Source organism: Nocardia sp. NPDC004722 (assembly GCF_053601505.1).
The window spans coordinates 1-13735 of the sequence record NZ_JBSGBY010000175.1; the positions used below are offsets into that span (position 1 = coordinate 1).

At 68.2% G+C, this 13735-nt stretch carries 18 protein-coding genes and 2 pseudogenes; 9 read left to right on the forward strand and 11 right to left on the reverse strand.

From position 1 onward, the window contains the following. Positions 1-25: 25 nt before the first annotated feature. The 3 genes and pseudogenes from ACWELQ_RS18805 to ACWELQ_RS18815 all read right to left on the reverse strand — a co-directional run. Positions 26-127, reverse strand: a pseudogene (locus tag ACWELQ_RS18805) (indole-3-glycerol-phosphate synthase TrpC); the annotation flags it as partial. Positions 128-276: 149 nt separating this feature from the next. Continuing rightward, on the reverse strand, positions 277-1089 hold the full coding sequence (locus ACWELQ_RS18810; RefSeq protein ID WP_452398324.1) for a TIGR02234 family membrane protein: 813 nt from the start codon (positions 1087-1089) through the stop codon (positions 277-279). Beyond that, on the reverse strand, positions 1086-2651 hold the full coding sequence (locus ACWELQ_RS18815; protein ID WP_452398325.1) for an anthranilate synthase component I: 1566 nt from the start codon (positions 2649-2651) through the stop codon (positions 1086-1088). Before ACWELQ_RS18815 ends, ACWELQ_RS18810 begins: the two co-directional genes overlap by 4 nt. A gap of 298 nt (positions 2652-2949) precedes the next feature. Here ACWELQ_RS18815 and ACWELQ_RS18820 point away from each other — a divergent pair, with 298 nt between their 5' ends. The 4 genes from ACWELQ_RS18820 (at position 2950) to ACWELQ_RS18835 (ending at position 5525) form a co-directional block, all read left to right on the forward strand. After that, positions 2950-3159: a hypothetical protein gene (locus ACWELQ_RS18820; RefSeq protein WP_452398326.1), complete on the forward strand. Its 210-nt coding sequence runs from the start codon at positions 2950-2952 to the stop codon at positions 3157-3159. A gap of 536 nt (positions 3160-3695) precedes the next feature. Beyond that, positions 3696-4154 (forward strand): peroxiredoxin, encoded by a 459-nt coding sequence (locus ACWELQ_RS18825; protein WP_452398327.1) that lies wholly within the window; start codon positions 3696-3698, stop codon positions 4152-4154. 85 nt (positions 4155-4239) lie between these two features. Next, a complete protein-coding gene (locus ACWELQ_RS18830; protein WP_452398328.1) occupies positions 4240-4836 on the forward strand; it encodes a permease in 597 nt (198 codons plus the stop codon). A gap of 191 nt (positions 4837-5027) precedes the next feature. Beyond that, on the forward strand, positions 5028-5525 hold the full coding sequence (locus ACWELQ_RS18835) for a MarR family winged helix-turn-helix transcriptional regulator (RefSeq protein ID WP_452398341.1): 498 nt from the start codon (positions 5028-5030) through the stop codon (positions 5523-5525). Between the two features lie 35 nt (positions 5526-5560). On the opposite strand, the gene hisI is transcribed toward ACWELQ_RS18835, so the two are convergent. Genes hisI through ACWELQ_RS18860 form a run of 5 tightly spaced genes read right to left on the reverse strand, consistent with a single transcriptional unit; the run spans position 5561 to position 8853 of the window. Continuing rightward, positions 5561-5932 carry a phosphoribosyl-AMP cyclohydrolase gene (hisI, locus tag ACWELQ_RS18840; RefSeq protein ID WP_452398329.1) on the reverse strand — a complete coding sequence of 124 codons (372 nt, stop codon included), beginning with the start codon at positions 5930-5932 and terminating at the stop codon, positions 5561-5563. Continuing rightward, positions 5929-6702 (reverse strand): imidazole glycerol phosphate synthase subunit HisF, encoded by a 774-nt coding sequence (hisF, locus tag ACWELQ_RS18845; RefSeq protein ID WP_452398330.1) that lies wholly within the window; start codon positions 6700-6702, stop codon positions 5929-5931. Before hisF ends, hisI begins: the two co-directional genes overlap by 4 nt. After that, positions 6699-7514, reverse strand: a complete 816-nt coding sequence (locus tag ACWELQ_RS18850; RefSeq protein ID WP_452398331.1) for an inositol monophosphatase family protein — start codon at positions 7512-7514, stop codon at positions 6699-6701. Before ACWELQ_RS18850 ends, hisF begins: the two co-directional genes overlap by 4 nt. A gap of 4 nt (positions 7515-7518) precedes the next feature. Beyond that, positions 7519-8250 (reverse strand): bifunctional 1-(5-phosphoribosyl)-5-((5-phosphoribosylamino)methylideneamino)imidazole-4-carboxamide isomerase/phosphoribosylanthranilate isomerase PriA, encoded by a 732-nt coding sequence (priA, locus tag ACWELQ_RS18855; RefSeq protein ID WP_452398332.1) that lies wholly within the window; start codon positions 8248-8250, stop codon positions 7519-7521. A 9-nt stretch (positions 8251-8259) separates the two neighbouring features. Then, positions 8260-8853 carry a TetR/AcrR family transcriptional regulator gene (locus tag ACWELQ_RS18860; protein ID WP_452398333.1) on the reverse strand — a complete coding sequence of 198 codons (594 nt, stop codon included), beginning with the start codon at positions 8851-8853 and terminating at the stop codon, positions 8260-8262. A gap of 95 nt (positions 8854-8948) precedes the next feature. Between ACWELQ_RS18860 and ACWELQ_RS18865 the strand changes: the two genes are divergently transcribed. Genes ACWELQ_RS18865 through ACWELQ_RS18875 form a run of 3 tightly spaced genes read left to right on the forward strand, consistent with a single transcriptional unit; the run spans position 8949 to position 10635 of the window. After that, positions 8949-9560, forward strand: coding sequence for a DUF2867 domain-containing protein (locus tag ACWELQ_RS18865; protein ID WP_452398334.1), 612 nt, complete (start codon positions 8949-8951; stop codon positions 9558-9560). Beyond that, complete coding sequence (locus tag ACWELQ_RS18870) at positions 9557-9976, forward strand: DUF6463 family protein (protein WP_452398335.1); 420 nt, start codon at positions 9557-9559, stop codon at positions 9974-9976. Before ACWELQ_RS18865 ends, ACWELQ_RS18870 begins: the two co-directional genes overlap by 4 nt. Positions 9977-10005: 29 nt before the next feature. Further along, positions 10006-10635, forward strand: a complete 630-nt coding sequence (locus ACWELQ_RS18875) for an LppP/LprE family lipoprotein (RefSeq protein WP_452398336.1) — start codon at positions 10006-10008, stop codon at positions 10633-10635. 9 nt (positions 10636-10644) lie between these two features. On the opposite strand, the gene ACWELQ_RS18880 is transcribed toward ACWELQ_RS18875, so the two are convergent. After that, entirely contained in the window at positions 10645-11100 is a 456-nt protein-coding gene (locus tag ACWELQ_RS18880) for a MarR family winged helix-turn-helix transcriptional regulator (protein ID WP_452398337.1), read from the reverse strand. A gap of 99 nt (positions 11101-11199) precedes the next feature. On the opposite strand from ACWELQ_RS18880, the gene ACWELQ_RS18885 reads away from it, so the two are divergent. Then, a complete protein-coding gene (locus ACWELQ_RS18885; RefSeq protein ID WP_452398338.1) occupies positions 11200-11658 on the forward strand; it encodes a nuclear transport factor 2 family protein in 459 nt (152 codons plus the stop codon). Positions 11659-11817: 159 nt separating this feature from the next. Beyond that, on the forward strand, positions 11818-12810 hold the full coding sequence (locus ACWELQ_RS18890; RefSeq protein ID WP_452398339.1) for a patatin-like phospholipase family protein: 993 nt from the start codon (positions 11818-11820) through the stop codon (positions 12808-12810). A gap of 96 nt (positions 12811-12906) precedes the next feature. Here the strand turns inward: ACWELQ_RS18890 and hisH are convergent, their stop codons facing one another. Beyond that, the gene (hisH, locus tag ACWELQ_RS18895; protein WP_452398340.1) at positions 12907-13545 is read right to left on the reverse strand and encodes an imidazole glycerol phosphate synthase subunit HisH; all 639 of its coding nucleotides are present in this window, start codon (positions 13543-13545) and stop codon (positions 12907-12909) included. Next, a pseudogene (locus ACWELQ_RS18900) lies at positions 13542-13735 on the reverse strand (imidazoleglycerol-phosphate dehydratase); the annotation flags it as partial. The pseudogene ACWELQ_RS18900 and the gene hisH, both read right to left, overlap by 4 nt.

The following is a 13735-nucleotide window of genomic DNA, read 5'->3' on the forward strand; positions in this document are numbered from 1 at the left end:
CTGCCTTGGAGTCTCACGGGGACTTGGCCTTCGCGGCGGCGGCCTTCACTGCCTGGAAATCCAGAACGGCTTCGCGAGCGGCCACATCCGCGCGGACCCCGTCGAGAATCGAGTCGAGTACCGTCATCTGGCTCGAATCCTTTCTGGGGAGACGGACTTGCTGCCTGAGAATCCCCCCAGGCGCTGTCTCACCGATGCTGATAAAGAGTAAATGGCTATGTTCCCGTGCTTGACGGCGGGGCAGGAGTCGGCTTCACTGCCGCTCCCCCACCCAGCTCAGTGGCGGTTGTCTCGCGATCCGCTGTCATTCGGATCATCGTGCGGGGCAGGGTGATTGGTTTCGTCGTCGGTCGGATCGACGCCTTCGTCGAGCGCGTCCCACAGCACGCGGCCCGACAACTGCCCGGTCGAGGCGTCGGGTGACCCGGATCCCGGGTCCCGGACGCGGGCGTGATGTGCGGCAACCTGCTCGGCCGCCGACAGCTTGCGATTCGCCGGATTGTCGTACTTGTCGGACATCCGTTTGGCTTCGGACGACTGCCGCACCAGCAGCAGACCGGCCGCGAACGCGGCCACCGCACCGGCCAGCGCCACCACCGCGGGCAGTGCCGAGGTCGTCACCGTGCCCGCGTGGTCGCCGCCGTGCAGTTCGGCCAGCCGCTCGGCGCGGCCCTCGGTGCCGTGATGGGTGAGCAGCGCGTAGGCGGGCACCGCCGACATCGCCGACGCCACCGCGACCACCACGCCGACGCCGCGCCGCCACCAACCGTGGGTGGCGAAGACGGCCGCGATCGTGGCCAGGAAGACCAGTGCCAAGGGGGTCAGCGCCCCGAACCAGACTCCGCCGTTCAGGTCTTTGTGGCGGGGTAGTCCGTAGTCGCTGGTGATCTCGATGCGGGCCCAGTTCATCCGCGAGGACGCCCACAGCAGGGCGGCCGCCAGCGCGAGCAGCGCAACGGCCGCGAGGGGCCGCTGTGCCTTCTTCGGCGCGTGGGCCGTCGAGCCGTCTTCGGCCGCAGCGGCTTTCGCGGTAGGCTGATCGTCCGGTAAAGCGCTGTCCGAATTCGCGCCGGGTTGCGGATCGCTCATTCGGGTTGGCCGGACGGGCGGTAGGCGCGGACGGTCTCCGCGGCGGCGATGGCCTTGAGGACCGCCATCGCCTTGTTGCGGGATTCGACGTCCTCGTAGTCCGGGTCGGAGTCGGCGACGATGCCCGCGCCCGCCTGGACGTAGGCGGTGCCGTCCTTGAGCAGGGCGGTGCGGATGGCGATGGCGGTGTCGGCGTCGCCGGCGAAGTCGAGGTAGCCGACCACACCGGCGTAGACGCCGCGGCGGGTCGGTTCGAGTTCCTCGATCAACTCCATCGCGCGGACCTTCGGAGCGCCGGAGAGCGTGCCCGCCGGGAAGCACGCCTGCACCGCGTCGAGGGCGACCTTGCCGGGCTTGAGGCGGCCCGACACCGTCGAAACCAGGTGCATGACATGCGAATACCGCTCGACGTGGCGGTACTCGGTGACCTTCACCGTGCCGGGCTCGCAGACGCGGCCCAGATCGTTGCGGCCCAGATCGACGAGCATGAGGTGCTCGGCGTTCTCCTTCTCGTCCGCGAGCAGGCCCTTCTCGAGCAGGAGATCGTCCTCCTCGGTGACGCCGCGCCAGCGGGTGCCCGCGATCGGATGCGTGGTGGCCACGCCGTCCTTCACCGTGACCAGCGATTCCGGGCTGGAACCGACGATGGAGAACGCGGTGCCGCCGGAACCGTCCGGAATGTGCATGAGGTACATGTACGGGCTCGGGTTGGAGGCGCGCAGCATGCGGTACAGGTCGAGCGGGGTCCCGTTGTACTCCATCTCGAAGCGCTGCGAGAGCACCACCTGGAACGCCTCGCCCGCCTCGATCTCTTTGACCAACCGGCGCACGCCCGCGCCGAATTCGTCGGAGGTGCGCTGGCGGCGGTAGTTCGGTTCGGGGCGGTCGAAGACCGAAACGGTGGAGTCGGCCGGAGCCGCGAGCGCTTCGGTCATGCGGTCCAGGCGGGCGACCGCGTCGTCGTACGCCTCGTCCACGCGCTCGTCGGTGCCGTTCCAATTGACCGCGTTGGCGATCAGGGTGATCGCGCCCTCGTGGTGGTCGAAGGCGGCCAGGTCGGTGGCCAGCATCAGGACCATCTCGGGGACCTGGAGGTCGTCGGTGGCCAGGACGGGCAGGCGTTCGAGGCGGCGGACCGTGTCGTAGCCGAGGTAGCCGACCAGACCGCCGGTCAAAGGCGGCAGACCGGGCAGGCGTTCGGTGCGCAACACCTCGAGCGACTCGCGCAGCGCGACCAGGGGATCGCCGCCCACCGGCGCGTCGGCCGGGGTCTGCCCGAGCCAGGCGGCCTGGCCGTCGACCACGGTCAGCGCGCTCGGGCTGCCCGCGCCGATGAACGACCATCGCGACCAGGAGCGGCCGTTCTCCGCCGATTCCAGCAGGAAGGTGCCGGGCCGGTCGGCGGCCAGTTTGCGGTAGGCCGAGAGCGGAGTCTCGGAGTCCGCCAACACCTTTCGGACCACCGGGACCACCCGGTGATCGGCCGCGAGCGCCCGGAACTGCTCCCGGGAGGTGGTCGAGTCGTTAGCCGCGTTCAGAGGCAAACCATGCGAGCCGTGCATTCACCCATCATTCCAGGCGCGCCGACGGGTTCAGAAATCGCGCTCCCCGGCCCAGCCGAGGGGGCACCTGCGGCGAATACCTGAAGCGGTCATCACTACACTCGCGCCGGTCTCCATGCTCAGGAGATCGTCACTGCTCCGGCAGCAAGATGGAGAGGTCGCACGCGGTATCCCCATTTTCGAGAGGAGTTCAACACAGATGTACCCCTCGCAACCGGTAGCACCGGAGGGTCCACGGCACGCAGCCCCGCAGATCGCCCCGGGTATCCACCCCGGCCAGCCGCCGCGGATGATGAATATGAATTCGGGCGGCGGAAAGTACTCCGCCATCGCCTCGTTCGTCACCTATGTGAAGGCCCTGGAAGCTCTCGACCCCCGTAGCTTCCCGGACGAGTACGCCGAGCACACCGACCGCATCAGGGAACTGAAGCCGTTCCTGCGCGCCCACGGCATCCTCGATGTCATGGATATCAAGAACCCCGAGGTCGCCGCCCTCATCGGCGTGTAACACCGATATCCGACACCCCGAGTCGGGGGTGGTTGGGGCTCCGGGGGTTTCACCCCCGGACCCCCAAGCAAGGCAAGCACCACCGGGTGTCGGCATGAATCCGCCACACCCGAAGCCGCGGGGGCAACTCACCGGCCCCGCCAGAATCGGCCACAGACCAATTACGACGGCCCCGCCCCGAAGCCACAGCCTCTTCAACCCTTCCGGTGCAGCGGCCACACCCCGCTCACAGCTGCAAGTCCCGCCCCAAGGCAACAGTCCCGACCCAGCGCAGCAGTTCCGGTGCAGCGCAGCAGCAGTACCGACCCGGCGCAGCAGTAGTCCGACATGTCGGAACCGCGCTCTCACAGCCCGTCGTGGCGGAGGTCTCGCCATCGGCTCGAGCGGCGACTTGCGAGCAAAGTCGCGAGCAATGTCGACTGCGGTCGGCGGACATTGCAGGCGATGGCAGACGCCCGGAGTCGTTGTTGAATGCGGATCAGGAATCGAGGGGGAGATAGGTTGTGCACGATGGAAATTGGGGTACTGTACGGGGTATGAAGGCAGGTCAGCTCGCTCCTAATTTCGAGCTTTCGGATCAGTCGGGGACCGTGCGGTCGCTCGAGTCGTTGCTGGCCGACGGGCCGGTGGTGTTGTTCTTCTATCCGGCGGCGAATACGCCGGTGTGCACTGCCGAGGCTTGCCACTTCCGGGATCTGACAACGGAGTTCAAGGCGGCAGGCGCCAGTTGTGTGGGGATCAGCGCGGATTCGGTGGATGTGCAGTCGGGGTTCGCGGAGAAGCAGGGGCTGGGGTATCCGGTGCTGTCGGATCCGGGGGCGAAGGTGGCGGCCGAGTTCGGGGTGAAGCGGGGGCTACTGGGGGCGCTGGTTCCGGTGAAGCGGACCACCTTCGTGATCGATCCCGATCGGACCATCGCCAAGGTCATCTCGAGCGAGTTGCGCGCCAACGTGCACGCCGACGAGGCGCTGCAGTTCCTGCGCTCACGGGCCTGACGACTGCCGCACGGCCGTGTCACTCATCGGCGCGGCCGGAGCGTCGATCCTTCGCGCGCCAGCGAATCGGACATACGCTGGGCGCATGACTACGCCGAGCACCGAACAGTCGGAGGGCAAGCGTTCAACCTTCGTCACGTGGCGCAATCGCATCATCGCGGGCGTCATCGCCGTGGCGGTGTTGTGGCTGGCGTACGTGATCCTGGCGGCGTTCATTCCGCGATGGTGGGCGCAGCGGCTCGCGGAAATGGTGGGTTCGAGTTTCGCAAAAGGGATCTGGTACGGCCTGATAATGGGCGCGGTATGTACGGCTGTGCCACTTTTTCTCTTGTTGGCCGCCGGTCTCAGCTGGCGAAAACGGGGCGGTAGGTTTATCGCCGGTGCCGCAGCGGTTCTCGCACTCGTCGTGGCCATCCCGAATTTGATGACGCTCACCATCGTCCTCGGCGATTCCAATGCCGCACACGCCGGTCAGCGCATTCTCGATGTCGACGGCCCCGGATTCCGCGGCGCCGCGCTCGCGGGTGCGATCGTGGCCGCGGTGCTGTTCTTGGCGGTGGCATTTCTCTTGCTGCGCAGGCGATTCCGTCGCCATCGTGCCGAACGTCAGCGCAACCAACCGGAAAAGCCGCGCGTGTCGCCGGAAACTCCGGCTAATCCTCCAGAAGTCGGCGCGAACTGATTTACCTTCGCGACACGCGTGATCGATGTCACGTCATTCAGCAACACCGTGACTGACGAGCGAAATCGTGGCAAACTTTGACGTGCGAGTGACTCGTCAGATGCTGTATCGCAGGCTCTCCCAGCGATCCGCACAGCGGGAAACTTGGCTGCTACGAGAGGGCGCGCACGGTGACCAAGTGGTTGAATCCCATGGAACAGCGAGCTTGGCGTACCCTTGTCGCGCTGACGACCAGACTTCCCGCCGCTCTGGATACTCAGCTGCAACGCGAGTCCGGGATTACCCATTTCGAATACTTCGTGATGACTCTGCTCTCCGAAGAACCGGGCCACCGGTTGCAACTGAGCGAGCTTGCGCAAAAGGCAAACGCATCGCTATCACGGCTGTCGCACGTGGTCTCCAAACTCGAACGCCTCGGCTGGGCCGAGCGCGTCAGCATCACCGGGCGGCGTGGGGCGCAGGCGGTGCTGACCGATGCCGGGTTCCGGAAGGTGACCGAGGCGGCGCCCGGCTATCTGGAGTGCGTGCGCGGGCTGGTGTTCGACGGCTTGGATGACGAGCAGACCGAGCAGCTGCTCGCGCTGGGCGAGACGCTGGTGGCGCAGCTGGACAAGGGCATGGGCCGCGGGCTCGGCCGCTCGGGGCGGCCGATCTCGCACGTCGATCTGAATACGCAGGAAAAGGGTTAGATTCCGGCCGCGAGCACGCCGGAACGACGAGTGGCTCAGCCCTCGTCGGTGAGCAGGGAATCGCCTTGCGAGAGCAAGACATCCGTGTCGAAGCAGGTGTGGGTGCCGGTGTGGCAGGCCGCGCCCTCCTGGTCGACGATGAGCAGCACGGTGTCGCCGTCGCAGTCCAGGCGTACTTCGTGCACGTACTGGGTGTGGCCGGAGGTCTCGCCCTTGACCCAGTACTGCTGCCGCGAGCGCGAATAGTAGGTGCCCTTGCGGGTTTCGAGGGTGCGGGCGAGGGCTTCGTCGTCCATCCACGCCATCATGAGCACGTCGCCGGTGGACTTCTCCTGCGCGACGGCGGCGAAGAGCCCGTCGGCGTTGCGCTTGAGCCGCGCGGCGATCGCGGGATCGAGGTTGCTCATCGGACCGTGATCCCTTCCGCGCGCATGGCGTCCTTGACCTGACCGATGGTGAGGTCGCCGAAGTGGAAGACGCTGGCGGCCAGCACCGCGTCCGCGCCGGACTGCACGGCGGGCGCGAAGTCCTCGACCTTGCCCGCGCCGCCGGAGGCGATGACCGGCACCGACACCGCGGCGCGCACGGCCCGGATCATGGTGAGGTCGAAGCCCGCCTTGGTGCCGTCGGCGTCCATCGAGTTGAGCAGGATCTCGCCGACCCCCAATTCGGCTCCGCGCACGGCCCATTCGACGGCGTCGATGCCGGTGCCGCGCTTGCCGCCGTGGGTGGTGACCTCCCAGCCGGACGGGGTCGGATCCTGCCCGGCGGGCACGGTGCGGGCGTCGACCGACAGCACGATGCACTGCGAGCCGAAGCGTTCCGACATCTCGCGCAGCACCTCGGGCCGGGCGATGGCGGCGGTGTTCACCGACACCTTGTCCGCGCCCGCGCGCAGCAGCCGGTCCACGTCCTCGACGGTGCGCACGCCGCCGCCGACGGTGAGCGGGATGAAGATCTGCTCGGCGGTGCGGGTGACCACGTCGATCATGGTGCCGCGGTCGCCGGTGGAGGCGGTGACGTCGAGGAAGGTCAGCTCGTCGGCGCCCTGCGCGTCGTAGGTGGCCGCCAATTCGACGGGATCGCCCGCGTCGCGCAGGTTTTCGAAGTTGACGCCCTTGACCACGCGGCCCGCGTCGACGTCCAGGCAGGGAATCACGCGTACTGCCAGTGTCATTGTTCTGCCTCTCCTCGGACCCGGTCGGCCGTCTCGGCGATCAGGTCCAGTAGTTCTTCGTGCACGCCGGGCGCGGCGGCCAGCACCGAACCGGATTCGATGGTCCAGTCCGCGCCCAGCAGGTCGGTGACGACGCCGCCCGCGGCCCGGACCAGGGCCACCCCGGCGGCGTTGTCCCACGGATGATGTCCGAACACGACCGCGCCGCCCAGAATTCCGGAGGCGGTGTAGGCCAGGTCGATGCCGGTGGACCCGTACATGCGCTGGCGGCCGGACAGCCGCGACAGCGCGCCCAGCAGGTTGAATCGGAAGATGCCCGGAATCCGGCCCGCCCCATCGAGATTGAAGCTGCCGAAGCCGATCATGGCGGTGGCGAGCTTGGCCGGGGCCAAGGGCGGCAACGGTTTCCCGTTCAGCAGCAGCGGTCCGCCCGCGATCGCGGCGTACCGCTGACCCAGGACGGGCAGCCAGGTCAGCCCGATGACGGGGACGCCGTCACGCACCAGCGCCAGCAGCATCCCGCACATCGGGCTGCCCGCCGAATAGTTGAAGGTGCCGTCGATGGGGTCGAGCACCCAGGCGGTGCCTGACGTCAGCTGCGGGCCACCGAATTCCTCACCGTGCACCGGGATTCCGGTGCGGTCGGCGAGTTCCTTCGAGATGGTGCGCTCGAGTTCCAGGTCGAGTTCGGTGGCGAAGTCGTTGCGCCCCTTCTCGACCGCGCTCGGCGCCCCGATGCCTTCCACGAAACGCGGTGCGGCGGAGTCGAGCACCGCGGTGGCGATGCTGAGCAGCTCGTCGAGTCCGGGCACGGCGTCAGCGGACCGCGGCGAGGGCTTCGGGCAGGGTGAACCGGCCCGCGTACAGCGCCTTGCCGATGATCGCGCCTTCCACACCCTCCTCGACCAGGGTCGAGATGGCGCGCAGGTCATCGAGGACGGAGATGCCGCCGGAGGCGATGACCGGGGCCTCGCAGGCGTTCGCGACGTGCGACAGCAGTTCCAGGTTGGGCCCGGTCAGGGTGCCGTCCTTGGACACGTCGGTGACCACGTAGCGCGAGCAGCCGTCGCGTTCGAGCCGCTCGAGCACCTCCCACAGGTCGCCGCCGTCGGTGACCCAGCCGCGCCCGCGCAGCCGCCATTCGCCGTCGATGAGCTTCACATCCAGCCCGACCGCGATCTTGTCGCCGTATTCGCCGATGGCCCGCGCACACCAGTCCGGATTCTCGATGGCCGCGGTCCCGATATTCACCCGCGCGCACCCGGTCGCCAGCGCCGCCTTCAACGACTCGTCGTCGCGGATCCCGCCCGACAGCTCGACCTTCACATCGAGTTCCCCGATGACCCCGGCCAGCAGTTCGTAATTCGAGCCCTTGCCGAACGCGGCATCCAGATCCACCAGATGCACCCACTCGGCCCCGGCATGCTGCCAGGCCAGAGCGGCATCACGCGGCGAACCGTAATTGGTTTCGCTGCCCGCCTCCCCCTGAACCAGGCGCACGGCCTCACCATTGGCGACATCGACGGCGGGTAGCAGCACAAGACTCACGGGAGCATCCTAGTGGTTGCCGAGTGATGGCCCGGTGTCGGCCTGGGCGAATGCGGCATTCAGGATCAGGTCCCCGGCGCGCGCGATGACCTCTTCGCGAGTTCGGCCCGGGTGGTCGGCGGCGAGGAAGTGACTGCCGATGGCCGTGCAGAAGGCGAGCAGGCTGCGGGCCTCGATCTCGTCGGGGTCCGAGCACACGATGCCGATCGCGTCGCGCAGCAGGGCCATGCGCCGGTTGTCCACGCGGCGTAGGCGTTCGGCGACGGCGGTGTCGCGCCGGGCCCAGTCGCGGATGGCGAGGTCGATGGGCAGCAGGCGGTCGCTGGAGAAGGTGAGCTGACCGGCCAGCCGGGCCTTGTCGAGCACGCTGCCCTCGGCCCGTTCGACCGCCCCGAGCACCTCGTCGACCGCTTCGTGCTCCCAGGTGTCGAGCATCGCGGTCAGCAGGGCCTCGCGGTCGGCGAAGTAGCCGTAGAACCCGCCCTTGGTGACTCCGAGCGCCTTGGCGAGCAACTCGATTCGCACGGCGTCGACGCCGCCGGTGGCCAGTGCCGCCAGCCCGGCGTCGATCCACCCTTCCCGTGGTGTGCGCAGTGCGCCCATCCCGTGATCCACCTCACTCCGACGTTGTACGGAACCGTATAACAGCTCTACTCTCGAATTATACGCAACCGTATAACCTCGCAAAGGACGGTGTCATGTCCCATCGACTTCCCCGCACCGCACACACCGAAAAGCCCTGGCGGATACATGAAGTCGCGCCGGACTTCCAGGTGCTCGACGTCTGGGCCTTCAGCGCGCCGGGTGCCGGACCGGACGATTTTCCAGCCGCCCTCGCCATGCTCCGAACCGACGATGACGCCTCCCCGCCGACCACGGTGACCCGATTCCTGTTCGCGGTGCGCTGGCGGCTCGGCGCGCTGCTGGGCTGGGACACACCCGGTCAGGGTCTCGGCGCCCGGGTCCGGTCGTTGAGCGACCGGCTGCCCGACGAGCTGCGTGGGGAGGCGACGGGATCGGCGAACGGTCCCTTCACCACGTTGTACGAGCTTCCCGACGAAGCGGCCCTCGAGTTGGCGAACGAAACCATGCACGGGGTGGCGCATTTCGGGTGGGTCCCGACCCGCGACGGGTATGAACTGCGGATGGCGGTACTGGTCGAACCGAACGGACTCTTGGGCAGGTTGTACATGGCCGGAATCGAACCCTTCCGCCTGCTGATCGTCTATCCCGCGATGCTGCGGCGCTGGGATCACGCCTGGCGCCGGCATGATTCGGTCGGGCGCATCACCACCGGGGAGGTCCGATGATCGCGTGGGCGGGGCGGCTCATCGTCTTCTTCGGGGCCGCGCACACCATCCTGGCCCTGACGCTGGAGCGCGCCGGGCGTTATGCCGGCGACTGGTTCACCGGCGGGCTCTGGCACGACGACCTGTCCGCGATGAGTGCCGCCAACAGCGCGCTGTGGCTTTCCTTGGACAGCTTCGGAATTCCGCTCGTCCTGGTCGGGCTGACCCTTCTGTGGCTGGATCGGCGCGGTCTCACGCCACCGTGGTTCCTCGCCCCGGTACTGGGCATCTGGACCGTACTGGGCGCGGTCATCATGCCGCTCACCCCCTGGCCGATCATGGCCGTGGCGACCGGACTCCTGGTGGTGGACGCTCGACGCCGGGGCGACGTCCTACGCGAATCCGTAGACGGGTTCGCCGAAAGGATGCCAGGCTAGGGCATTTGGTGCCGAGCGGAGGAGAAGTCATGGTGCGGAATGCGCGAATTGTCCTGTCGGCGATCGCTGTTCTCGTGCTTGCCGGGTGTGGGAACAGTGTCGACACGGGGGCGCAGTCCACGCCGTCGGTGAGCAGACCGGCTCCGGCCGCGACCACGAGTGTGACCGCCTCCTCCGCTGTTCAGAGCACTGTCGCCGGGAGTGGTGAGCAAGCGTGCAAGCCGGATCCGGCGGTGGTGCGGAATGCGGCGGCGAGTCTGTCACCGGTGGAGGTCGTACCGGGCAAACCGTGGAAGTGGGCGTTGCCCGCAGTGGGAGCCAATCCGACGGTGAACGGGATTTGCTCGGGGTTGTCGGCGGCATTGATCAGTATCGAAGGGGCGACGGCCAGTTCGCCGATGCAGGTGTTGCTGTTCCATCGCGGCGGGTACGTGGGGACGGCCGAACCCACCTGGAACAGCTTCATCTCGCCGGATCCGGCGCATACCACCGACGACAGCGTGGGGTTGCGGTTCAAGATTCCCGGCAGCTGCGACGCGTGTGCGGACGGGACGTTCTACTGCGTGCAATACCGTTGGGACGGAGCGAAAGTGGTGGCGGCCGGGCGGCCGCCACGGGTCATGGGGGCGAATATCGAGCCCGGTTCCACGCGGTGCTGACGGGTCGGATCAGCTCTCGCGGGAGTGGGATTCGAGGACGCGATTCAGCGTCAGCACGAGGTTGGCGCGTTCGGCGGAGGTGAAGCCGGGCAGTAGATCGCGCTGCGCGGCTTCCAGCCGCTCGTCGAGGTCGGCGAGGTGGGCGCGGCCGGCGGGGGTGAGGGTGAGGGTGTTGCGGCGGCGGTCGGCCGGATCGGGGGTGCGATGCAGCAGGCCGCGGTCGGCGAGGTCGTTGACGGCGGCCACCACGTCGCTGCGGTCGATGCCGGTGCGGCGGCCCGCCTCGGCCTGCGAGAGCGGGCCCTGTTCGTCGAGGGTGGCCAGCAGGGCGTAGTGGTAGCGGCGGGATCCGGTGGGCTCCAACGCTTTCTCGGTGCAGCGGTTGGCGATGAGGGCGACCTGGCCGATGAGGCGGGTGGGGAGGGCGCGCAACCGGCCGGAGGCCCCTGCGGGCGGGGTGTCCATGGGAGAAATCTAGCAACACTTGTTGGGGACACCCACAATCGGTTACATTGGTTTCACCAACGTTGGACCAACCAACAATCTCGGCGAAAGACTGTAGCCATGAACGCGATCGACACCACCACCCGGCGAATTCAGGACCTGGCAGACAAATTCGAGATCACCGAGCTGGTCAACCGGCTCGGCCGGGCACTGGACGAAGGCGACTGGGACGAACTGGCCGCCATCTACACCCCCGACGCCACCGCGCAGACCCCCGGCGGCCTCGCGGTCGGCCGTCCCGCGCTGGTCGCCCAGGCCAGCCGAAACCACTCCCCCGACAAGCGGGTTCAGCATGTCATCAGCGGCATCCTCGTCGACCTCGACGGCGACACCGCACGGGTACGCGCCAATCTGCTGGCCGTCTTCGCGTGGGGACCGGCCCAGGACCCCACTCTCGGGTCGCAACCGCGCCTCACACTCGGTGAGATCTATCGCTTCGAGGCGGTGCGCACCCCCGAGGGCTGGCAGCTCGCGAGTGTCGCCTCCAGCCCGGTCTGGTCGGTCGGCACCCGGCCCTGACGCGGCATGCTAAGGTCGTGGCGATCGTGATCTATCAGCAGGAGGTGAGACCCATGAACGCAGTATCCGTAGTGGGCGCTCCCCGCTGTCCACGATCGCGCGACTGAGGTAGTCGCTAATCGGGAGCGCCGCCAAGGCAATTCGCGAAAGGCGACTCCCATGAACACGAACCTTTTTGCTACTCGGCACCTCACGTTGTCCTCGTCCGTCGGCCGCCCGGCCGATCATGACCAGCCGCGGCAGCGGGCGTTGGTCCTCGGCGGTGGCGGCTCGGCGGGCAACGCCTGGGTGCTCGGCGTCGTCGCCGGGCTCCTCGCGGGCGGGCTCGACGTGACCGACGCCGATCTGATCATCGGCACCTCGGCCGGGGCGACGGCCGCCGCGCAGATCACCGCCGCGAGCCCGGCCCAGCTGTACGCCGACGTCCTCTCCGCCGTGCCGCCGCAACGGCCGGGCGGTCCCGGCGGCGGCCGCGGTCCGGGCGGTGGCGTCGGTCCGGGCGGTGGCGGTCCCGGCGCAACGGTCGCCCACCATATGCAGACGACGAGCGAAATCATTGCCGCCTCATCCGATCCGGCCGATATGCGCCGAAGACTGTGCGCGGCCTCGCTCGAACTGGATGCGGGTTCGGACGGTGCCGGGCAGCGGCGGTGGCGCGACATCGTCGCCACCCGGCTGCCGAGCCCCGAGTGGCCCGACCAGCTGGTGTATCTGACCGTGATCGACGCGTTCACCGGCGAACCGGTCGTCATCGACCGCTACAGCGGCGTCGAACTGGTGGATGCCGTCGCCGCCAGCACCGACAACGGTTTCGGCATGGGCCCCTACGAGATCGGCGACAGCCGCTACCTCGACGGCGGCTACCGACGATCGGCCGAAAACGCCGATCTGGCAGCCGGATACGAGCGCGTGCTGGTGCTGTCCCCGCTCGGCGGCCGCACCCGCGCCCCGCTGGAGTGGGGTGTGCAGCTCTCGGCGCAGGTCGAGGAACTGCACGCGGGCGGCAGTGCGGTGGAGACGATCATGCCGGACGATGCCACCGTCGACTCGTTCGGCACCCTGATGGACCCCGGGATCCGCCCGCCCGCCGCACGCGCCGGATACGAGGAGGGCAAGGCCCGCGCCCCGCGGATCGCCGAATTCTGGCGCTGACAACGGGATTCGGTCAGCGGCCGACACAGAACGCCGAAACCCCCGCGCTCGGCGGGGGTTTCGGCATCTGTCGGGACTTGTCCGTAAGCTGCGCCGTTAGATCGAGTCGATCCAGTTGCGCAGCAGGTGGGCTCCGGCGTCGCCGGACTTCTCCGGGTGGAACTGGGTGGCGCTCAACGGGCCGTTCTCGACCGCGGCGAGGAACGGGACGCCGTGTTCGGCCCAGGTGAGCTTCGCGGGGGCGATCTGGGAGCCGGAGTCCGGTTCCCACGCCCAGTGCTGGGCGGCGTAGGAGTGCACGAAGTAGAAGCGGGTGTCGGCGTCCATCCCGGCGAACAGGATGGTGTCGTCGGGGGCCTTGACCGTGTTCCAGCCCATGTGCGGCAGGACGGGGGCGTCCAGGCGTTCGACGGTGCCGGGCCATTCGGCGCAGCCGTCGGTTTCGACGCCGAATTCGACGCCGCGCTCGAAGAGGATCTGCATGCCGACGCAGATGCCGAGCACCGGACGGCCGCCGGACAGGCGTTTGCCGATGATGCGCTCACCGCGCACCGACAGCAGGCCCGCCATGCACGCGGCGTACGCGCCGACGCCCGGGACCACGAGACCGTCGGCGTTCAAACAGGTTTCGGGATCGGCGGTGATGGTGACCTCGGCGCCGGTGCGGGCCAGCGCGCGGCTGGCGGAGTGCAGGTTGCCGGAGCCGTAGTCGAGCAGGGCGATCTTCTTGGTCACAGCGAGCCCTTCGTCGACGGAACACCGGACACGCGCGGGTCGTATTCGACGGCCGCGCGCAAAGCCCGTGCGACGGCCTTGAATTCGGCCTCGGTGATGTGGTGCTGGTCGCGGCCGTAGAGGACGCGCACGTGCAGGGCGATGCGCGCGTTCAGGGCGATGGACTCGAACACGTGCCGGTTGATGACCG